Source organism: Sulfitobacter geojensis (assembly GCF_000622325.1).
GTDB classification, from domain to species: domain Bacteria; phylum Pseudomonadota; class Alphaproteobacteria; order Rhodobacterales; family Rhodobacteraceae; genus Sulfitobacter; species Sulfitobacter geojensis.
Genome location: NZ_JASE01000005.1, coordinates 3751628 through 3772662 on the forward strand (window position 1 = coordinate 3751628; position 21035 = coordinate 3772662).

At 57.7% G+C, this 21035-nt stretch carries 20 protein-coding genes; 3 read left to right on the forward strand and 17 right to left on the reverse strand.

What is annotated here, in order from left to right; translation table 11 throughout:
- Positions 1 to 43 precede the first annotated feature (43 nt).
- The 7 genes from Z947_RS0120380 to Z947_RS0120410 all read right to left on the reverse strand — a co-directional run bounded on the left by Z947_RS0120380 (position 44) and on the right by Z947_RS0120410 (position 6699).
- Entirely contained in the window at positions 44 to 514 is a 471-nt protein-coding gene (locus Z947_RS0120380; RefSeq protein ID WP_025046131.1) for an Hsp20 family protein, read from the reverse strand.
- A gap of 127 nt (positions 515 to 641) precedes the next feature.
- Complete coding sequence (locus tag Z947_RS0120385; RefSeq protein ID WP_025046132.1) at positions 642 to 1460, reverse strand: trypsin-like serine peptidase; 819 nt, start codon at positions 1458 to 1460, stop codon at positions 642 to 644.
- Positions 1457 to 2245: a trypsin-like serine peptidase gene (locus tag Z947_RS0120390; protein ID WP_025046133.1), complete on the reverse strand. Its 789-nt coding sequence runs from the start codon at positions 2243 to 2245 to the stop codon at positions 1457 to 1459. Before Z947_RS0120390 ends, Z947_RS0120385 begins: the two co-directional genes overlap by 4 nt.
- A gap of 95 nt (positions 2246 to 2340) precedes the next feature.
- Complete coding sequence (gene glcF, locus Z947_RS0120395) at positions 2341 to 3684, reverse strand: glycolate oxidase subunit GlcF (RefSeq protein ID WP_025046134.1); 1344 nt, start codon at positions 3682 to 3684, stop codon at positions 2341 to 2343.
- Positions 3685 to 3718: 34 nt separating this feature from the next.
- Entirely contained in the window at positions 3719 to 4075 is a 357-nt protein-coding gene (locus Z947_RS0120400; RefSeq protein WP_025046135.1) for a hypothetical protein, read from the reverse strand.
- Positions 4072 to 5190, reverse strand: a complete 1119-nt coding sequence (locus tag Z947_RS0120405) for an FAD-binding protein (RefSeq protein ID WP_025046136.1) — start codon at positions 5188 to 5190, stop codon at positions 4072 to 4074. The genes Z947_RS0120400 and Z947_RS0120405 overlap by 4 nt, the downstream gene beginning before the upstream one ends.
- Positions 5191 to 5250: 60 nt before the next feature.
- Positions 5251 to 6699 (reverse strand): FAD-linked oxidase C-terminal domain-containing protein, encoded by a 1449-nt coding sequence (locus tag Z947_RS0120410; RefSeq protein WP_025046137.1) that lies wholly within the window; start codon positions 6697 to 6699, stop codon positions 5251 to 5253.
- An 82-nt stretch (positions 6700 to 6781) separates the two neighbouring features.
- On the opposite strand from Z947_RS0120410, the gene Z947_RS0120415 reads away from it, so the two are divergent.
- Positions 6782 to 7474: a DUF599 domain-containing protein gene (locus Z947_RS0120415; RefSeq protein ID WP_025046138.1), complete on the forward strand. Its 693-nt coding sequence runs from the start codon at positions 6782 to 6784 to the stop codon at positions 7472 to 7474.
- Positions 7475 to 7514: 40 nt separating this feature from the next.
- Complete coding sequence (locus Z947_RS0120420) at positions 7515 to 7877, forward strand: hypothetical protein (RefSeq protein ID WP_025046139.1); 363 nt, start codon at positions 7515 to 7517, stop codon at positions 7875 to 7877.
- Positions 7878 to 7929: 52 nt separating this feature from the next.
- On the opposite strand, the gene Z947_RS21615 is transcribed toward Z947_RS0120420, so the two are convergent.
- Both Z947_RS21615 and Z947_RS0120430 read right to left on the reverse strand, forming a co-directional pair.
- Entirely contained in the window at positions 7930 to 10089 is a 2160-nt protein-coding gene (locus Z947_RS21615; protein ID WP_162171878.1) for a DUF4214 domain-containing protein, read from the reverse strand.
- A 266-nt stretch (positions 10090 to 10355) separates the two neighbouring features.
- Complete coding sequence (locus tag Z947_RS0120430; protein WP_025046141.1) at positions 10356 to 10745, reverse strand: DUF3307 domain-containing protein; 390 nt, start codon at positions 10743 to 10745, stop codon at positions 10356 to 10358.
- Between the two features lie 250 nt (positions 10746 to 10995).
- Here Z947_RS0120430 and Z947_RS0120435 point away from each other — a divergent pair, with 250 nt between their 5' ends.
- Positions 10996 to 13872, forward strand: a complete 2877-nt coding sequence (locus Z947_RS0120435; RefSeq protein WP_338057846.1) for an ABC transporter transmembrane domain-containing protein — start codon at positions 10996 to 10998, stop codon at positions 13870 to 13872.
- Positions 13873 to 13881: 9 nt separating this feature from the next.
- On the opposite strand, the gene Z947_RS0120440 is transcribed toward Z947_RS0120435, so the two are convergent.
- The 8 genes from Z947_RS0120440 to Z947_RS0120475 are packed head-to-tail and all read right to left on the reverse strand — an operon-like array spanning position 13882 to position 21031.
- Entirely contained in the window at positions 13882 to 14649 is a 768-nt protein-coding gene (locus Z947_RS0120440; RefSeq protein WP_025046143.1) for a LamB/YcsF family protein, read from the reverse strand.
- A gap of 3 nt (positions 14650 to 14652) precedes the next feature.
- A complete protein-coding gene (locus Z947_RS0120445; RefSeq protein ID WP_025046144.1) occupies positions 14653 to 15681 on the reverse strand; it encodes a 5-oxoprolinase subunit C family protein in 1029 nt (342 codons plus the stop codon).
- Positions 15678 to 16415, reverse strand: a complete 738-nt coding sequence (locus Z947_RS0120450) for a 5-oxoprolinase subunit B family protein (protein ID WP_025046145.1) — start codon at positions 16413 to 16415, stop codon at positions 15678 to 15680. Before Z947_RS0120450 ends, Z947_RS0120445 begins: the two co-directional genes overlap by 4 nt.
- Positions 16408 to 17343 (reverse strand): hypothetical protein, encoded by a 936-nt coding sequence (locus Z947_RS0120455; protein ID WP_025046146.1) that lies wholly within the window; start codon positions 17341 to 17343, stop codon positions 16408 to 16410. The genes Z947_RS0120450 and Z947_RS0120455 overlap by 8 nt, the downstream gene beginning before the upstream one ends.
- Before the next feature lie 11 nt (positions 17344 to 17354).
- A complete protein-coding gene (locus tag Z947_RS0120460) occupies positions 17355 to 18665 on the reverse strand; it encodes a TRAP transporter large permease (RefSeq protein ID WP_025046147.1) in 1311 nt (436 codons plus the stop codon).
- A 2-nt stretch (positions 18666 to 18667) separates the two neighbouring features.
- Entirely contained in the window at positions 18668 to 19189 is a 522-nt protein-coding gene (locus tag Z947_RS0120465) for a TRAP transporter small permease (RefSeq protein WP_025046148.1), read from the reverse strand.
- On the reverse strand, positions 19186 to 19992 hold the full coding sequence (locus Z947_RS21620) for a class I SAM-dependent methyltransferase (RefSeq protein ID WP_025046149.1): 807 nt from the start codon (positions 19990 to 19992) through the stop codon (positions 19186 to 19188). Before Z947_RS21620 ends, Z947_RS0120465 begins: the two co-directional genes overlap by 4 nt.
- A gap of 49 nt (positions 19993 to 20041) precedes the next feature.
- On the reverse strand, positions 20042 to 21031 hold the full coding sequence (locus tag Z947_RS0120475) for a TRAP transporter substrate-binding protein (RefSeq protein WP_025046150.1): 990 nt from the start codon (positions 21029 to 21031) through the stop codon (positions 20042 to 20044).
- Between the last annotated feature and the right edge of the window lie 4 nt (positions 21032 to 21035).

The window sequence follows — 21035 nt, forward strand, 5'->3', positions numbered from 1 at the left end:
ACTCTGTCGCCGTCAAGGGCTGTCGGGTCATGCCCGAGCTGCCTCAGTTGACGGATTTCGCATCGACGACATCCTTCTCCACCCGCTTCACGTCAGAAGCGATCTGGATCTGGCGGGGTTTCAGGGCTTCGGGCACCTGCAACTCCAGCTCGATGTGCAACATGCCATCGACATGCTCTGCGCCGGTCACCTGAACGTGGTCTGCCAAATGGAAACGGCGTTCAAAGGCACGCGTTGCGATGCCGCGGTGCAGGTAAGTTTTGCCTTCTTCCTCATCCGCCTTGCGGGCAGACACGATCAGCGCTTTGTCGCGCACTTCGACGGACAGGTCATTGTCCGAAAAGCCGGCGACCGCGATGGAAATGCGATAGGCGTCGTCTTGCAGTTTTTCGATGTTGTAAGGGGGATAGCTTTGCGTTGTGCTGTCGGCGCGCAGGGCGCGGTCCATCATGCTGGCGATCTGGTCAAAGCCGACGCTTGAACGGTACAGCGGTGCAAAATCATAGGTTCTCATCGTGTTCATCCTCATTCTAGAGCGATTGAATGTTGGACCTTCCGTTATTGGACAGGCCCTGTTTCTGTCACCAAGACCCTGATTAGGCATCTTGATGTCACTCATGTGGGAAGGATGGTTTACGGTTTCAAGACCCGTTCGCGCGTACAAATTTTGCGCCGGTGGATGTCTTGCGCGTCCCGACGGTCACCCGCCGGATTTTGGCACCGGGGCGCACTTTGTTCGCCCGCATCTGGCGTTTGAGATCGGAAATCAGCTGCGGCAGCGCCATGCCAAATGCAACTTCCTTACCGGCAGAGGTGCCCCCGCCCGAAATTACCGAAGCGATCTGCGCGCGCCCGTTCAAATGAGTAAACACCGGCGCACCGCTTGACCCGAATGTGACGTCGCAATCCAGCACAATCAGCCGGTCCCGCATGCCCATCACCTGACACTGGTTCTGCCGCGACAGAGCATCCGAACGTCCGCGCCCATAGGACACAACGCTGACCGGCCCTTTGGGGATCGCGCTGGAAAAGACTGCAAAAGGGTTCAGTTCATGGGTCGGGATCGGATCGGAAAGCCGCACCAAAGCCAAATCATGACGCACGTTATCAAGATCATAACCGCGATTCGGAGTATACCCGACATGCGCCTCTATCTGGGACACCACCCGCTTTGCAGCAGCCGTCCCATTGGTCAGCCCTGCACGAAAGGTCATGTTTGCGGGCGTTACCAATTTTCCGTTCTGATACACACAATGGGCCGCGGTCAAGACCAGATCCGGCGCGATCAGCGTGCCCGTGCAATACCCGCTGCGCCCGATGTCCAGCCGGCCGACGGATTGCCAAGCCAGCGCATCGTTCTGGGTGCCCAGCTTGCGCAACTTGGTGGATTGCGCATCCGCCGCACCGCCCAGCATCATCGCACATAGTGCGGCCATCGCGATGTTCACAAATATCTTCATGGCTTCACGAACTTTGCGCCGGTGCTGGCATTGCCCTGACCAACCAACACCCGTTTACGCCGTGGCGCATCATCTTGAAACACACCTTTGCCGGCGACTAACTCGGCCTGCAAAACCGCCAAAGTCGCGCCTAAGGCGGTGCCCAAAGAAACCCGCTGCCCGTCGACTTCGGCCTTGGCCGAAACTACTGAAACAATATGGGCTTCCCCGTCATGGAAACTGAAAATCGGGGCCCCACTGGCACCGAAATCCACCGAACAGGATGTGACCAGAACGCCTTCCTGTTGGGCCAGAACCTTGCAGACTTCCTGCAAAGACGGGGCTTCGGAACGATCCTTGGCATAACTAACGACACCAACGGAATCCCCCGGACGGGGCCGCGCAGCGGTGCCGAAAGGTTTGATCGTAGTATTACGGATGGGCCGCTGCAATTCCAACAGGGCCAGATCGTTGCGCACACGATCCGATGACACATCGCCATCATAGACAAAATCAGGGTGAACCACCGCGCGGCGAATGTCGCGGTACGCACCGGCCCGTCCGTTGCGCCAGCCCGCTAGAAACTGCACTGTCCCGTGATCAATTCGCAGCTTTGTGTCGCGATCATACAGGCAATGCGCCGCCGTCAGCACCAATCGCGGCGCAATTAAGGCACCGGTGCAAAATCCCGCTCCGCCAATATTCAGACGCCCGACAGCTTCCCATGCGGTCGCATCCACACCAGAACTCAGGCGTTTCAGCCTTGCATCCTGTGCAAAAGCTGCTGTCGTGATGACAGCCATCATCAAAGTAAGAGCCACCCAACGCCGCACCGAAAGTCTCCAAATTTGCTATAATCAAGCAGCTACAGACGACTTGCGGCAAAATTAGGGCAAATGCGTTACCGCAGGCGGGGAATCGCAGGATCACGCCGGTTTACATCCGTAAACGCCGCCGGTTTCGGCCCTCCCGATGCCCAATCCAGCAGCTCAACCGTGTGCACCACCGGCACCGATGCCGCCGATCCGATCTGCATCATACAGCCGATATTGCCCGCCGCGATGACATCGGGGTTCTTGGCCTCAAGCGTGCGTAATTTACGCGCCTTCAACTGGCCTGAAATCTCGGGTTGCATCAGATTATACGTGCCTGCCGACCCACAGCACAAATGGCTGTCGGCGGGCTCCACCACCGTGAACCCCGCCTTTTTCAACAAATCCTTGGGAAAGGTTTTGATCTGCTGACCATGTTGCAAGGAACAGGCCGCATGATACGCCACCACCATGCCCTCGGGAATGACCGACGCGGTGCCGTGTGCAGGCGCATCCTGCTCCAGATCCATCAAAACTTCGGACACATCGCGGGCAATCGCCGACACCCTTGCCGCATCAGCCGCCAGCGGATCATTGCGGAACATATGCCCGTAGTCCTTAACCGTTGTACCGCAGCCCGACGTATTGATCACAATCGCGTCCAACCCTTCACCATCCATTTCGCGGCACCATGCGCGGATGTTCTTGGCGGCACTGGCGTGGCTTTCATCGGTTTTGCCCATGTGATGGGTCAAAGCCCCGCAACACCCTGCCCCTTCGGCCACCACAACTTCGGCCCCGAGCCGCGTCAAAAGACGGATCGTGGCGTCGTTGATATCGGTGTTCAACGCTTTTTGCGCACAGCCCGTCATCAGGGCAACGCGCTTGCGCTTTGGGCCAACGGCCGCGAAACTTTGTGGATCATCGTTACGGCTGACCGGCGGGATCACCTTGGGTGCCATTTCCAACATCGCCCTTAACCGTACATCCGGCATGAACCGCGCAAAGGGCCGTCCGATCTTGGCCCCCAGCAAGGCCACCCGAAACCGCATCGGATAGGGCAGGATCCGCGCTAACATCCAGCGCAAAGCCCGATCTGTGAAAGGGCGCTTGTACCGCTGGTCAATATATTCCCGCGCATGATCAACCAGATGCATATAATGCACGCCTGACGGACAGGTGGTCATACAGGCCAGACAAGACAGGCAACGGTCAATATGTTTGACCGTTTTCGCGTCCGGGTCGCGGTCATTTTCCAGCATATCCTTGATCAGATAAATCCGCCCCCGCGGGCTGTCCAATTCATCGCCCAAAACCTGATAGGTCGGGCACGTCGCCGTGCAAAACCCGCAATGCACACAAGACCGCAATATCTCGTTGCTACGTTGGATCGCCGGATCGCGCATCTGTGTGTCAGTAAATGTCGTCTGCATGAAAGCTCCGGTGATTATGTCGGGCGCACGGCGGCTACCCCTGTAAAAGATTGGCCGAGGCCAGACCGAACCACGGCATCGTTGTACCTGCCGCCCCGATGACGCCGGTCCAGCGTCGCATGCGCAGACCGCCGTCGACCTGACGCAGCTTTCGCGCACCATAGGCCAAAACGCCGATCCACGCGAACCAGATCAGCGCAATGGAAAGCACGGTCAGCGCCACATTGCGCCCCCACAGTTCCGCAAACCCGTAACGCAGCGCCAGCCCCGCACCCGCGCAAACCGCTGTCCCGACGCCGAGTGAACGCTGTTGTACGCGGCCTCGGGTCAAGCCGCGAAAGGCCAAAGGCCCCGCTACAAAAAACACGACAAAGAGTGCCGTAAGGATCATACGACCGCGCCCATCAGGCTTGGGCTAAACAACCCCTTAGGGTCGAACCGCGCCCGCAATCCAGCGGTCAATTTCGCCACACCTGCCGCTTCGGGATGAAACACCCCCAACTGCGCTTTGGTCTGCGCATCCGCACGGACAATCGTCGCATGTCCGTCAAATGGGCCAAGCCTTTTGCGCAGATCAGCTCCCTGTGCCATCCGCAGCCAAAGCAACCCGCCAGCCCAATCCAACACATGCGCCTGCGCACCGGCCTTGCCGATCAATGCTGGTGCCAGAGAGGGCTTGCAAGACACCCGCCAAACGTCGCCCTCGCCCCCGTGGAAAGCGGTCAGATCGCGCTGCTTGATCCAGAATGCATCGGAATCGGAGGACGCCAAAACCGTCATATGGTCCGCCTGGGCCCTCAGCAGCGTTTTCAACTGCTCGATCCGGTACGCAACACTGGCCTCGAACCCTTCCACCCGCAGCACGGTCTGCCGCGTTGCCGGATCATGCGCCGCACCTGTCACTTCAAACGGGCTGCCCATCGCACGGCTCATCGCCGTCACTGCCTGCGCGTCGTCCAACCCGTGCAACACCAGCGACGCCTGCGTCTCTACCCTTGGCAAAACCTTGAATGACACTTCGCTCAACACCCCCAAAGTGCCAAACGACCCCGCCATCAACTTTACCAGATCATAACCGGTGACATTCTTCATCACCCGCCCGCCGTTTTTCACAACAACGCCGCGCCCGTCGACATAGCGCACACCCAATAGGAAATCCCGCGCCGCCCCCACGTTGATCCGTCTTGGCCCGCTGACATTCGCGGCGAAAACACCGCCAATGGTTGCGTCACCTTGCCGTCCCATCACACCACAATGATCCATCGGCTCGAACGCCAATCGCTGGTTTTCTTTGGCCAACGACGCCTCGATCTCGGCCACCGGCGTGCCCGCCTGCGCCACCATGGTCAGCGCGCCGGGTTCATAAAGCGTAATGCCCGACAGCCCCGCAACGGACAAAGCCGCTCCCGCGCCCGCCATCCCGCGTGTATCGCCCCCCCGGATCGACAAGGGATCAACCGCGTCCGCGACACAGGCCGCCAGCTCTGCTTCACTCGCAACCATCATCTCTTTTTGGCCTTATATACTGTCCGCATTCTCATCCCCACCATCCTCAATCGCGACCACTCATTGCGCCGCCAAAACCACAGCACGCCGCGCTTCGGAAACATCCAGCGGGAACACCTTGGCCGGGTTCAACAACCACGCCGGATCAAACACATCTTTCACCGCCATCTGCGCTTCCAGATCCGCCGGTTCATATTGCACATGCATCAGATCACGCTTTTCAATTCCGACGCCGTGTTCGCCGGTCAAACAGCCCCCGACCTCAACACACAGCTTCAGGATTTCGGCACCGAATGCTTCGCACAGCTCCAGATCACCGGGCTTATTGGCATCGAACAGGATCAGCGGGTGCATATTGCCGTCGCCCGCATGAAATACGTTGCCTACCTTCAGCCCGAACTCTTCCGACATCTCGCCAATCCGCCGCAACACCATCGGCAGGGCCGACACCGGAATGGTCCCGTCCAGACACATATAATCGTTGATCTGCCCCATAGCACCAAAGGCCGACTTGCGCCCAAGCCAGATCTTCGCGCTTTCCTCTGCCGATTTACTTTCGCGCAGCTCCACAGGATTGTGCCGGCGCGCAATCTGCATAATCAGCTCCAGTTGGTGATCGATCTCGGCATCCGATCCTTCAACTTCGACAATTAACAAGGCCTCGCACATGGGGTACCCCGCCTTGGCAAACGCTTCTGTTGCTTCGATGCAGGGGCGATCCATAAATTCGATGGCGACAGGCAAAACGCCGGCCTTGATGATGTCGCTGACACAGGCACCCGCCACCTCATTGTCATCAAATCCCATCAGCACAGGTCGCGCCCCTTCAGGCTTGGGCAATATCCGCAAGGTGGCCTCGGTCACGACACCCAACTGACCTTCGGAGCCGCAGATAACCCCCAACAGGTCCAAACCGCCCGCGTCCAGATGACCGCCGCCAATCTCGATGATCTCCCCGTCCATCATCACCATGGTCACGCCCAACAAGTTGTTCGTTGTTACCCCGTATTTCAAACAATGCGCGCCCCCTGAATTCATCGCGATGTTGCCTGCGATGGCACAGGCCAGTTGCGAGGACGGGTCCGGCGCATAGAAAAATCCGTCCGTTTCGACGGCCCCCGTCACCGACAGGTTGGTGCGCCCTGTCTGCACCCGGACGAGCCGGTTGTCGTAATCCGTCTCGATCACATCACTCATGCGTGCGACGCCAAGGATCACACAATCCGCCGTGGGCAAGGCCCCACCCGCCAAAGACGTCCCCGACCCGCGCGGCACCACAGGCACGCCTTCCTGATGACAGATGCGCAAAACGTCCGAGACTTCTTGCGTGGTTGACGGCAAAACCGCGACCATTGGCGGGCAGCGGTAGGCCGTCAGCGCGTCACACTCATAGGCCCGCGTTTCACGTTCGTCGTGGATAACCGCATCTGCGGGCAGCACAGACTGCAACCGTGCAACGACCCGCGCCTTACGCGCAATCACTCTTTTATCCGGCGTTGGCATTTCCATATCGGCACCTCGGGTTTTGGTAAACTAATATTACCAATTATGAAAGCTGGCAAGATGCATCTCACCACTCTATGAGCATACCATGAACTGGACCGATCGCCTTGCCCTCTTTGCCCCTTTGGATTTTGTCGCCCTTGGCACGCTGTTCTGCGTCTGGCTTGTGATTGGCTGGCGCATCGAACACGCCAGCGCCCGTCAACCGTCGGTGTCGATGATCATGGCGAATTACCGGCGCGAATGGATGCAACAAATGCTGACCCGCGAGCCGCGCATTTTTGACGCCCAGACCATCGCCACGCTGCGCCAGGGCACCTCATTTTTCGCCTCGACCTCGATGATTGCAATCGGCGGCATTCTTGCGGTGATTGGTAATGCGAACAACCTTGCCGTGGTGGCACAGGATCTGACATTGGCGGCGCATCCCCCCATCGTTTGGGAAATCAAGCTGCTCTTGGTGGTGTTTTTTCTGACCAATGCATTTTTAAAATTCGTCTGGTCCAACCGGCTTTTCGGCTATTGCTCTGTGATAATGGGAGCGGTTCCGAATGATCCAACCGATCCGCGGGCACCAGAAATGGCCCGCAAAGCTGGCGAATTGAACGTCACAGCCGCGCGCAGCTTCAACCGTGGCCTGCGGGCTGTTTACTTTTCACTCGCCTCTGTTTGCTGGCTGGGCGGCCCTGTACTGCTGCTTGCTGGTGCAATAATGACACTTATCGTCATCTGGCGGCGGGAATTCGCTTCACAGTCGCGTGGCATCCTCTTGGAAAAATAGTACAGTAGATTACATACCACCCAACTCAATTGGTGATGTCATGTTTACACGCATTATTTCTTCGACCCTTGCATTGTTTCTTTCTTCAACCTTGGTCTTTGCCGACTCCCCACAGATCGAAAACGTAGCGGCCAGAAAATCGGGCAACTACTGGAGTTTTGATGTCACCTTAAAACATGGCGACACGGGGTGGGATCATTACGCAGATGCCTGGCGCGTTGTGGATATGGATGGCAACGAACTGGGTCTGCGCAATTTGGCGCATCCACATACCAACGAACAGCCTTTCACGCGCTCGCTGTCAGGCGTGGAAATTCCTGCGGGTATGACCGAAGTCGGCATTCAGGCCCGCGATAATATTTCTGGCTGGGGCAGCGAAATCAAAAGGGTTAAGCTGCGTTAAAACAGGCGGTGCCGTTAAACAACGGTGCCCCAAAAGCGGGCCGGCTCGCGTTCTAGCTGAACCAGATGCCATCATCAATTGCCGGCGCAACCAGTTGCTTGTTCTCGTCACTTTCGGAAAATGAGATCAACATCTGTTCGCGCGACACATCTTGGGCAGCTTGGGTCAGCCAGAAATCATAACCTGCCGCATCAGGAGAACGATCCAGCACGTTTTCATAGAGCAGGTCAATGAACTGGGCATCCCCAAGGGTTTCATTCTGTCCGTAAGTTCCTGAAAATTCGGCCGACGTTAAAAACTGCTCCGCGACGTCCAAAAGGGACAGCGCCCCGCTGTCGAGCTGTTGCATCCAGAATTCCAACCCCGCCTCGTCCGGCGTTCTGGCAAAGCTGGCCTGATACAGCCGGTAAGCCTGGCCACTGTTCCCTTCGATGTCCAGCGCAAGCATCCCATCGGAAAACTCTATCCTTTCCAGATTGGTCAGGATCACCTCAGGGGCAAAACCGGTTACGTTCAGGATGGGCCTGCCGAAACCGTCAATGTCGAGCACCGCGTCGGATCTCATAGCGTCCACCACAAGCGTGTCCAGGCCAGCACCACTTTCGATAAAGACAATGTTGTCCGTCAGCTGGATCAGGTCATCCGCCTCATCCCCAAGAAAGTAATGCTTGGCGGATGTTGCTGGTGTCTGTGGTGTTTCCTGAATTTGCGGCTCTTCAGGTTCGAGCAACGTGTCCAGCTGCACCGTCAATTCGATCACGTCGAATGGTTTCAATTCCAGCGCAATTTCGCTGGCATCGGCAAAAACCATATCCGTCAGCGTTACATCGACATCATGTTCGTTGTAGAAATACGGTTGCCCGTTCACCAGAACGCTTTTGGCCTCATCGCCAACGCTCCATTGCATTCCATTCGAGCTGTCCATATCCATCGAAATCTGCACCGCAGTTACTGGCGCAGCTGTCGGCAGATGGGCTGCCAGATCTAACGTGAACCCTGTCTCCTCCAGACTGCGCGAGGTAATGTAAAAAACCATCTCCTGCGCGTCCGCATAAGCCGTCACCGCAATTTCGGGCAAGCCGTTGCTAAATCCGGCCGAGACCAGTTCCTTGCCCACCAAGGCATCCGACATCAAATCGAAAACCGCGCCTTGGGCCGAATTAGTCAACCGCCCTTGCGCATCCAGCCGAACGCCTTCGTCCGTGTCCAGCGTCAAAGCTGTGCGCGAATGGTAATCCAATGCCCAAACATGGGCACCCTCTACACCAATCGCGATCATATTCGCGAATTGTTTGACCATACTGGAGCCCGCCACCATGCCATGCTGCGTATCGGCTGTGGTTTTCACGTTCCATTCCGTGATGCGCAGATCAAGATCGTCGCCAAGTCTGTCCGACCAGATGTCGAAATCCTTGTTGATGTTCTTTACCCCGCTGTCGAGGTCGGCAAATTCATAATCCAGCTTGTTGTAATAGTAGTGCTCGGTGACACCATCAATCGCGGCGCGCGCTTCCTCGCTCAGTTGATCAATGATCTGGTTGTTGGCCGCCTGATTGCGGGCCGCAAAATCGGAAACGCCGGGAACCGCAGGAAATTCCGACCCCAGATTGCCCGCCGTGCCCATCTGCACCAGAATGTCAGGCTGATCCGCCTCGGCCACCCCTGCCGCTGCCATCCCCCGCGCCAGCGCTTCGGCCCCAAGCGATGCTTTGATACCATATGAAGTCTCGCCCATTTCCCAATATTCGTTCCCCATCTGGAACGCGGCAATGACATCGCCATATTGTTGCATGGCCGCTGTGGCGAAGACTTCGATCTCCTGTGCGAAATCGGCGTAATCTTCAGCGCTGAGGTGCTTTGTGGGAATGATCAACGTCGCTTTGGTCGGGGTGCCGCTGGCTGTTGTGCGCACGCACCAGTCTAAAAACTCAACCAACTCGGCGCGCAAGGCCCCGCCGGGCATCTCGACAACATTGATCGCATCGACACCTTGCACCGGCAATTCACCGGCGGCGTTTGGCTTGCTCGGATCAAGGTCCGCCTGCCCACCGCCAAAGCGAACATTCTGCACGCCCAGAACCGTTGCCGCATCCGCAAACGCACCCGTCGGAATCCCGTCCTCTGTCAGCCCAAAAACCGCGTTTGCACCGAACATATCGCCCGAAACAAACTGGCCCGTTTTCTGCAGACTCGAAAGTGCCACAATCGGCATTGCTGGTTCCCCTTCACTCACAACCATCGCAAAAGACATTTCCAAGTCAATACGGCCCCCACCGTCCTGAAAATGCCCGAATTGAAGACAAACCTCCAAGCAAATCGTTGATAATAGATGAAATATGGCAATTTGAACAAAATTGGCCACATTTCCGCCTTACAATCAGACGGCCGGAAAAAGACTGTTCGTTAACCAGCAACAATAAAACCGCTGGACAGCGTCGAAATCAGATTTTCGAAGGGAGGAAAGCAGGTCGTGAAGGTCTAGAACGCGTAACGCGCAAAGGCCCAGATCATGGCGATATAGGTCAGTTGGTGCATCAGTTGGTCGAGGCCAAACGCACGCCAGTACGCGGCATCTGTGGGGCCATGTTTCTTGCGCTCGGAATGACACCCTTTGATCCAGTCGATGTGATAGTGGGCGACCCACTCAACTGCGCAGATAACAATGGAAAAAACCAATGGCGCGCCACAGATCTTGAGCGCGACAAAGGACAGGATCGCATGCAGAAAAGCATGTTCCGCCCGTCCGAAATGGACATAAGTGCTGCGCGCCGCCAACATGCGCGGGGTCTGCAAAAAGAAATCTGCAAACATGTGTTTGGCCTGCAAAAGGACCAATAGCAAAAGGGCCGTGTTAAGCGCCGTATCCAAGATGCTTTCTCCTCCAGTGGTATGGTAGTGAATTCACAACGCGGCGCAATTCATTTGATTTCGAAGGCCAGCTCTTGTTAACCCTGTTACCACACCATTTGCCAATTTTCATTTCCGGACAATTTCCATCGAACCTTCACTGTTCTCATTTATCTGGAAGTACTCCAAACGCGATCAGCTGATCCTGCTGGCCGTCACGCTTACTCTGTTCCCCTTATTATTTCTCACACTCGAACTGCCCAAACGCATCATCAACGACGCGATTGGTGCAGCGTCGGATAACATCAATTTCTTTGGCGTTACTGTCGACCAGATCACATTCCTGATGCTTTTATGCGGGGCGTTCCTGTTGTCCGTGCTGGGCCACGGCATCATGAAGATGCGGATCAACACGATGAAAGGGGTGCTTGCGGAACGGCTTTTGCGCCGCTTGCGCTATTCGTTGATTGCGCGCATCCTGCGCTTTCCCACCCCCTATTTTGAACGCACCAGCCAGGGTGAACTGGTGTCGATGGTGACATCGGAATCGGAACCGATGGGCGGTTTGATGGGCGATGCCGTCGCGCAACCCGTGTTGCAGGCTGGGCAGATGCTGACCATTCTGGTGTTCCTGTTCATGCAAAGCATCGCCTTTGGCCTTGCCGCATGCGCGTTGATCCCCTTGCAAGCATGGCTGATCCCCAAGTTGCAACGACAGATCAACCTGCTGAACAAGAAACGCGTGATCCAGATCCGGGCCTTGGCCGCCGAGATCGGCGAAGGGGCGGCCGGTGCCAGCACCTTACGCACCAATGGTGGCTGGCGCTATCGGATGGCACTGTTTTCCGAACGTCTGGGCCGGCTCTATGCGATCCGCTTCGAGATCTTCCAAAAGAAGTTCTTTATGAAGTTTCTCAACAACTTCATTGGCCAGCTCACACCGTTTTTCTTTTATTCCATTGGCGGTTACCTGACCATCACCGGCGAAGTCACCGTTGGCGCGCTAGTCGCTGCCCTCGCGGCCTACAAGGATCTGTCCAGTCCGTGGAAAGAGCTGCTGGCCTACTACAATCAATCGCAGGACATGGCCCTGCGTTGGGAGATCATCATGGAACGGTTTGCGCCTAGCGGCATGGTATCGTCAGACCTGTTCGACACAGACCCCGGCGACATTCCCCCCCTTGTTGGTGATGTAACGTTCAACGCGATCAGCGTTCAGGACGCGGACGGGAATGCGGTTCTGGAAGATGTCAGCGCGACCTTTGCCAAAGGCAGCACGGTTGCCATCACAGCACCCAGCGACGAAGACCGCCGTGCCTTTGCCGAAGTGCTGATGCGCGAAGTGATCCCATCAGCGGGCAAGGTCAGCCTTGCCGGACAGCCCCTGTCCGAACTGCATCAGGCAACGATTGCCAAGCGCATTGGCCATGCCACCTCGCGCCCGGTGATGTTTTTGGGCAGCTTTGGCGATAACGTAGTTCTGCCCTTACGGCTGCGCCCTTTAGGGGATGGTACCCTCACGCCATTGGGACAAGAAAGCGCGCGGGCAGGCAACAGCACGGATCCGTCAGAGGCAAACTGGTTCGATCTGGCTGACATGCAAATTGACGGTGAAACCGGCCTACGGGCGTGGTGGCTGTCTCTGATCAAGGGGATGGAGATTGACCGCGCCCTATTTCTGCGCGGTCTGGATCAGCGTTTCGAGGCAGATGCCCACTCCGAACTCGCGGCCGCCCTGGTCAATCTGCGCGGCGAAGTCCATGATAAACTGCGCAGTTCGGAATTGACTGAACATGTCCATGTCTTTGACAAACAAAAGTTTAATCCAGCCCTGCCCGTTGCGGAGAACCTGATTTTCGCCACCCCAAAACAGGTGATCACCCCGGCACTTTTGCAAGAACAGACCGAATTCATGGAACTGCTTGCCAAGCTGGATCTTGAACAGGATCTACTGCAACTGGCCGTTGATACCGTTGATGTCCTGCGCCAGACTTTCGGCGTGGACGGCACCGATCACCCGCTGTTTCGCAAATTGGGGCTTGACCCGGCAACCTTTGAAGCCGCGGTTGATTTGCGGGCCAAACAGCGCGACGGTGCCGCCTTAAGTGTTGCTGACAAGGCGTCTTTGCTGGCCGTAACCTTTGCCATATCTGCAGAAAAGCTGGGATCTGCCTTTCCCGACAAGATCATTAACCGCGTGCTGGAAATCCGCCAAAGCCATGCGGCCGACCTACAGCAAAGCCTGTCTGGATTGATGAGCCCGATCACCCCCGACACCCCCGTTGCAGGGCTGACCGTGCTGGAGAATGTGCTGTTTGGCAAGATTGCCGAAACCGCCGGTGCGCAAGGGGACGCCCTGCGCGGTGTGGCAGTGGATGCCCTGTATGCGGCACAGCTTGAAGGGCTGGTGCTGGACCTGATCTTTGATCTGCCGCTAACGCTGGGGGGCACCAATCTGTCGGCTATGTTGACCGAAACGCTGGCGATCAGCCGCGCCACGATCAAGCGGCCGCAGGTGCTGATCCTCGACAATGTGCTGTCCAGTTTTGACGCGCCCACCCGCGCCGGCCTGCACGACCGTTTGCGCGGCCTTTTGCCAGAGGCGACGATCATTTGCTTACAGCCCAGCTTTGACGACACCAGCGGTTTTGATGCCCAGTTCGTTCTGCAACAGGGCCGGATTTCAACACTCGCCAGCGCCGCGCCGGTTGATGAGGATGACACGGTAGGGGCTGATCTTGCGCGTAAACTGCGTGCGCTGGAACAGACCGACCTTTTCGCGGGGCTGGAGCGTAAGCAATTGCGCCTGCTTGCTTTTAGTGCGCGCTGGTATCAGGCCAAGACGGGCGAATATGTGTTCCACAAAGACGATGACCCCTCCAGCGGGGCCTATCTGATCACCGAAGGCAAAGCTGACCTGTTGCTGCCCGTTGAGGGCAAGGATGACGTGCTGATCGCCACTTCCGGTGCGGGCAAACTGGTGGGCGAACTGGGACTGATCCGCAATGAACCGCGCGCGTTGGACATGCGTGCGGCCAGTGAGTTGACCTGTCTTCGGATCGGCGCCGAAGAGTTTTTGGACGTGGTCGGCAGCGATGCCCGCACGGCTTACAAACTGCTGCAAGTCGTTGCCGGATACGTATCCTAAACGACCCGCCTATACCTGACCGCTGAACTGCGCCAACGTGATCCCTGCCGCTTCCAGTTGGCGGCGCACCGAGCCGGCAATCTGCACCGCTTCGGCGGTGTCGCCATGCAGGCAGATTGTGTCGATCCGCGTCGGGATATGTTTGCCGCTTTGCGTGATGATCGCACCGGCCTTAACCATCTCGACCATTCGCGCGCCGGCCAGTTCCGCATCATGGATCACCGCACCGTCAAGAGACCGGTCAACAAGCGTGGCATCATCGTTATAGGCGCGATCCGCAAAAATCTCACCCGCCCAAGCACACCCTAGCGCCTCAACCGCCTTTTGTTGCGCTGTCGCGGCCAGCACCATGATGATCAGATCAGGATCAACGCTTAATGCCGCCTCATACAGGTCACGCGCCATCTGTTCATCTTCGGACGCCATATTCGCCATCGCACCATGCAGCTTCAGATGCCGTACCTTTGCGCCGACTGATTTCGCCATGCCAAGCGACGCGCCGACCTGAAACCGTACCTGATTTTGCAAGGTCCCGCGCGGCACCGACATCCGATTGCGGCCAAATCCCGCAAGGTCCATGAACCCCGGATGCGCGCCGATACCAACGCCATTCTGATGCGCCAGTGTCATCGTCGCGGCCATCACATCCGCATCCCCCGCATGCCCACCACAGGCAACATTGGCGGAGGTGACAATGCTTAACAACGCCGCATCATCGCCCATCTTCCACGGGCCAAAGCTTTCGCCCATATCGGCGTTCAGATCTACAGTTGGCATGGCTCAACTCTCCTCTTCGAAAGGGTTCGCAGCGGCGGAAACCACACCACTGATCATTTGATAACTTAGCAAATCACGCATGCCGGCCGGATCGCGCGCCAGCGGCGTCACGGACGACGGCAGGGAATTCAGGGCGGCGATGTAGCGGGCTTGCAGGTTTACCGCTTCTTCCATCCCGACAAATTCAAACGTCAGGGCCGCCCCGGTTTGCGCCTGCGCCACGCGCGGCAAATCGCAAGGCAGCACCGATCCGATACGCGGATACCCCCCCGTGGTCTGGCATTCATACATCAGTACATAGGGGGCACCGTCACCCGATATCTGGATGTCACCGGGCACGACAACTTCGGACACAATGCTCAGCTGCGCGCCGGTGGCAAATCCGTCCCCATCATGATCCATGCGCACGCCCATGCGATTGGCGCGGGCATCACGGCGAAAGGGCGTGGCGGTAAAGCGTTCGATGGTTTCTGCATCAAAGGATGTCGTTTGCATCGATTCCACCAGCCGTATTTTCCCGCCGCCAAAACGGTCGGATTTGGGCAGGGTCATCGCAACATCCTGCGCCGCGTCGGGGCCAAGCGGCAAGGCTTCACCGGTTTGCAACAGCGTTCCGATGCCACCTGCAAGATGGCTGGCCCGCGATCCCATCACGGGCGGCGTAGCAAAACCACCGCCCACATGCAGATACCCGTAGCTGCCATTGCGCGCGCCACCAATCGTCAGCGTTACACCCGCAGGCAGGCGATGGCTGGCGCCCCAAACCAGTGGTTCGCCATCAATCTGGGCGGCCATCTCAGCACCCGTCAGCGCAATGCGGATATCGGCGTCGCTGGTGAAACTGCCGCCACTGCCGGCCATTTCGATCGCCGCATGGGTCGGGGACTGGCCCAGCAACGCGGCACCTTCAAACAAGGCGGTGCGATCTGCCGCCCCGCCAACGGTCAACCCTTGGGCACGATATCCGGCACGGCCTTGATCCTGCAAACTCAGCGCTGGACCGGCTTGGGTAATTGTCAGATGCGCTGTCATGTCAGCACCTCGCGGGACGCACCACCAAGACCGGAAGAGTCCTTGGCAAGGATTGCATCATATTCGGCGCGGCTGATCGCGGGAAAGGTCAATTCATCCCCCGGTGCCAGCGTGAAAGGCATATCTGCATCGGGGCGGAAAGTTCGAAACGCCGTCTGCCCGATGTGACGCCAACCCGTGGGCGCGGCGTTGGTAAATACAATCAACTGACGAATGGCAATGACCAGCGCACCGGAGGGCACAGATTTGGTAAGCCCCTGTTGGCGCGGGATGTTCCACGTCTTTGAAAGTTCACCCATATAGGGCTGACCGGGGGCAAAACCGATGGTTAGAACCCGCACGCGAGAGGCGGATATTTCCGCAATGGCCTGATCAGGATCAACACCCGCAACTTCAGCGGCTTCCTCAAGCTGTGGGGCCAGTTCAGTGCCGTAAAGCGTTGGCACATGCCACAAGGTCCGGCCGGTCGGCAAATCCGCATCAAACCAGTCGCGGCTTTTCAATAGTGCCTCAAGGCGTTCTTTCATCTCCTCGGGCGCGGTGCTCGCAAGGTCGACCTCAAGAAACGTTGAGACCAGTGAAGTGCTGGTTTCCGACACCTCCGGCCACGCCGCCCCATCAACAGCAGCGCGAAAGGCAAGGGCAGCACGGTTGGCCGGTTCGGACATCTCACCTGCGAAAGTGACCAACATCCCAGACAGCCCGACAGTACGGATTTGCGGCCAGTTACCCATCACGCAGCGCCCATGTGTAAAGCCGTGGCAACAGCATCGGTGTCAGGTACATCGGCAATTGCCAACATCCGATAAAAATCATTAACGGGGCCAGAACCTCGGGGGGCAAGGCCACCAGAAAGATCGCGATATTGCGGTTGCCTGCCCCGATGGCCAACGGTCCCGCGACACGTCGCAATGGGCTGCGTCGCAACACCAGCAAAGTCGCCAGTTGCAACAGATAGCTGATCGCAAAGGCAAGCACCGCCCATTTCGCCACCGCCAAAGGATCGCTGCGTAGCGCCGGATTGAGCGCGGCCATCAGCCCCACGACGATGAACGAAAACGCCAGCACCGATAGACCATCCAGCGCCTTGACCTGTCCCTCGCTGGGGAGCGGAAAAAACCGATGCCGCAGAACAAACCCAAGCCCCGTTGCCAACACGATCACCACCAACAGCTTGAGCGCGGCAAGGATGATCACCGCGGGTGCACCCGCTTGCGGCAAGAATGCCAGTATCGGCAGAACCGTCACTGGAAACGCCGCGGTGCCGAGCACCAGAATTTGCATCATCCGCCCCGCGTCCAACCGCAGCATCAGTGCCAGATTGACGCTGCCGGTGATCGCCGGTGCTGCACAGGCCAGCACAATCGCCAGCGTCGCGGATGTGTCTTGCAGGCCCGCCAACATCAGCGCCCCCAGCAACGCCAAAGGGACGCCCGTTTGCAAAAGCGCGACCGCGCTGAGCCCCCATCGCAGATCGCCAACCGCCCCCATCGCGGCGCGGTGCCCGATGCGCAGGGCAGTCACGGTCAACAGGATCGCCACCATATGCGGCAACCACACCACCAGCGTCGCCGCAAAGGACGGCAGGGCCAAACCGCCCAGCAATCCGAGGATCAGACAGGCCCGCGCATGGGATGACGCGAGCCAAAGAAACCGTTGCATCAAACATCCCCTTAACCCGGCCCTGACCGCATGTTCTCCGGCAACCAAGTCGCGATTTCGGGGAACCAGATCAGAACGAAAACCATCAGCACCATGATCGCAAACATCGGCAGGGCGGCGCGGGTGATATAGCCCATTTCATGATCCGTCATGCCCTGAAGGACAAACAGGTTGAACCCGATGGGCGGTGTAATTTGCGCCATTTCGATGACCACCACCACAAAGATACCAAACCAGATCAGATCAATACCCGCGCTGCGCACCATAGGTTCGACCACAGCCATGGTCAGCACAATGGCGGAAATTCCGTCAAGGAACATGCCAAGGATGATATAGAAAACCAAAAGCGCCATGAGCAGTTGGAACCGTGTCAGTTCCATCGCGGCGATGCCGTCAGCGAGTGAACGCGGCAAGCCTGTAAACCCCATCGACAGCTTCAGAAAGGCCGCCCCGGCAAGGATCAGCGCAATCATTGCAGAGGTCCGCGTCGCGCCCATCAGGCTTTCGCGAAAGCTGTCCCACGTCAGGGACTTTTGCAACAATGCCAGCACCAGCGCGCCGATCACCCCGATCGCCGCCGCCTCGGTCGCGGTGGCAAGACCGGCGTACATTGAACCAATGACAACTGTGATCAGGGCAAAAACCGGCAACAGGAAACGCGAATTGGCGAGTTTTTCGGAAAAGCTCATGCCTTTCTCGACAGTCGGGTTCCAGTCTTTCGAGGTAACGCTGACGAAAGCGACATAGCCCATGAACATCCCTGCCAGCACCAGACCGGGGAACACACCAGCAAAGAACAACTTGGTGATGCTTTCGTTGACGGTCACGCCGTAAACGATCAGCGCCAGCGACGGCGGGATCATCAGACCAAGGGTCGCCGCACCGGCAAGCGTGCCGATGACCATCTTTTCGGGATAGTTGCGCGCCCGCAATTCAGGGATCGCCATCTTGCCCACCGTCGTCAGCGTCGCGGCGGAAGATCCCGAAACAGCCGCAAACACGGTGCAAGACACGATGTTGGTATGCACCAATCCCCCCGGCAAACGGGCAAGCCATGGCGAAAGCCCTTTGAACATGTCTTCGGATAAGCGCGTTCGGTACAGGATCTCGCCCATCCAGATGAACAACGGTAGCGCCGTCAACGTCCAAGATGATGACGAGGCCCAGATCGTTGTGATCATCACGTCCCCCACTGGGCGGGTCGTAAACAATTCCATCCCGACCCAAGCAACCCCCATCAGGGCCAGACCAACCCAGACACCAGTGCCAAGCAGCAGGAACAGGACAAAAAGAAACAGGATAATTGCGTAAAGCTCTGTCATGGTTATTCCCCGTGGCTTTCAACAGTGTCGCGGACAATGCGGTGTTTGCCCTTGAGCAACACGTGGATCAGATTGTCGGTCAGCGCGACAGCCAGCAGCCCGCCGCCGATCACCATCACGGATTGCGGGATCCACAACAGGCTTGCATCCTGCCCTTGACTGACCTCGTTGAATTTCCAGGACCAGTAAACAAACCAATAGGCGTAGTAGCTGAAATACCACGCGATGGCCGATGCCAGCGCGAAACACCAGATTTCCAACGCGTATTTGACGCGCGGCGATACGGCGTTCAGCAGAACAGACACGCGAATATGCGCCCCCCTGTTCAAGGCACTGGCAAAAGCGAAAAAGCTGGCGGCCGCCATGGCGTATCCCGCGTAATCAGGGGCGCCGCGAAATATCTCTCCGGTCCAGCGCGCGATCATCTGAGCAACGATCAACGACAAAATGGCAATCAGGCACAACGCTGCGATAACGCCCGCAGCACTGTATAGAAGATCAAGCACACGCCGGAGAATTTTCATTTCTTGGTCCCTGTATAAATCAGGCTGGGCATGGGCACCTCAAAACCTGTTGGCGTTTGAAACGGTGTCATGGCCGCGTTGATGCGGTCGCGCAGCCGCTGCTGAACATCCGGTTCCTGTGCGGCGACGATCAACGGAACGCGCACGCCAAACTGCATGAAAAAATCGAAAAAATCCGGCCCCGTGGCGATCAATTCCGTGTCCAGCCGACGCGTCGTGATGTCGTCGAAACCGGAGGCATCCATCATGCTGGTGACGGTTTGCGGATCAGAAAGCGCATAGGCATCGGGTGCCGGATCGGCGCGGCCCATATCGGCCTCTTCCTTCAGCACTGCAAACAATGCCGCATACAGCGTTGAATCGGATGGTGCCGTCCACTGGCTAAAACAAAACCGGCCGCCCCTGCGCAACGCGCGTGCGGCCTCGCGCATGGCCAGCGCCGGATCCCCCATGTGAAACAATCCCATGTTGCAGGCGACAGCATCAAACGTCCCATCCGCAACCGGAAGCGCTTGCGCGTCCGCAACCTCGAACGGCAAATCGGGAAATCGCTGCCTTGCGGCGTCAATCATACCAGCAGCGTAATCTACGCCTGTTGCCTCGGCCTCCAGCGCAGCTGCCGCTCCTGCAACGTAGCCGGGGCCACATGCCACATCCAGCAAACGCATGCCGGGGCGCAGCCCCAAAGCATCCAACATTGCAGGCACGATCTGCAGGGTCGCCCGCGCAGTGTGCGTGGCATAGACCTCCGCCCGCTCGTGCCAGCCTGTCCGCTCGGCGTTTATAAATGCGTCATATGTCATATCGGCAAATAGGGCCGCTTGCGCGACCCTACCCTTTTGCAATCAACGGTTACTTCATCGCCTTGAAGCCGTCGACAATGGCCGCACCATCGTCACCCGCCGCTTCAAGCCATTCGGATGTCATCGTTGCGCCGATTTCGCGCAATTCGCCCATCAGCGCATCACCCGCCGGCGCAACAGTCATGCCGCCCTCGGCCAAGCCGTCCATGGTGAATTTTGTGTAATCTTTCGAGGCCTGCAAACCACGCGCCGAAGCTTCGCTTGCGCAGGTCGTGATCGCCGCTTTGTTGGCATCTGACACGCCGTCCCAAACGTCGTTGTTCACCATGACGTAGTTGTACGGCAACCAGGCGTCGACCTCATAGAAATGCGACAGGCTTTCCCAGACTTTGCGGTCATAACCGGTGGCACCGGAAGAGATCATCGATTCCGCAACACCGGTTGCAAACGCCTGTGAAATCTCTGCCGCTTCAATCGTCACGGGCAACATGCCTGTCAGCTCTGCCAAACGTGCCGTAGCCGAGTTATAGGACCGGAACTTGGTGCCCGCCATATCCGCAACGCTGTTCACTTCCTTGTTGAAATACAGACCTTGTGGCGGCCATGGCACAGCATAAAGCATTGTCAGGTTCTGTTCGGCCAGCACTTCTTCAAGTTTCGGCTGGGCCGCTTTGAACAGTTTTGCACTATCGTCAAATGAAGGTGCAAGAAACGGAACGGAGTCAAAGCCGAAAACCGCATTTTCATTCTGGTGGCCGGATAGCAAACGCTCGCCAATCTGGACCTGACCTGTTTGGATCGCCCGCTTGATATCCGCGCCAGCAAACAGCGAACCGCCCGCATGCACAGTGATTTCGATGTCGCCATTGGTGCCCGCGGCAACGCAATTGGCAAATTCAACGCCATTCTCTGAATGAAAGTTGGAGGCAGAATAGGCCATCGGCATGTCCCATTTTTCGGCCGCCATCGCAGGCAACGCGCCCGTCAGCGCCATGGCAGCAGTTGCCACACCTGTCATCAGTTTTGTTGTCAGTTTCATTGTC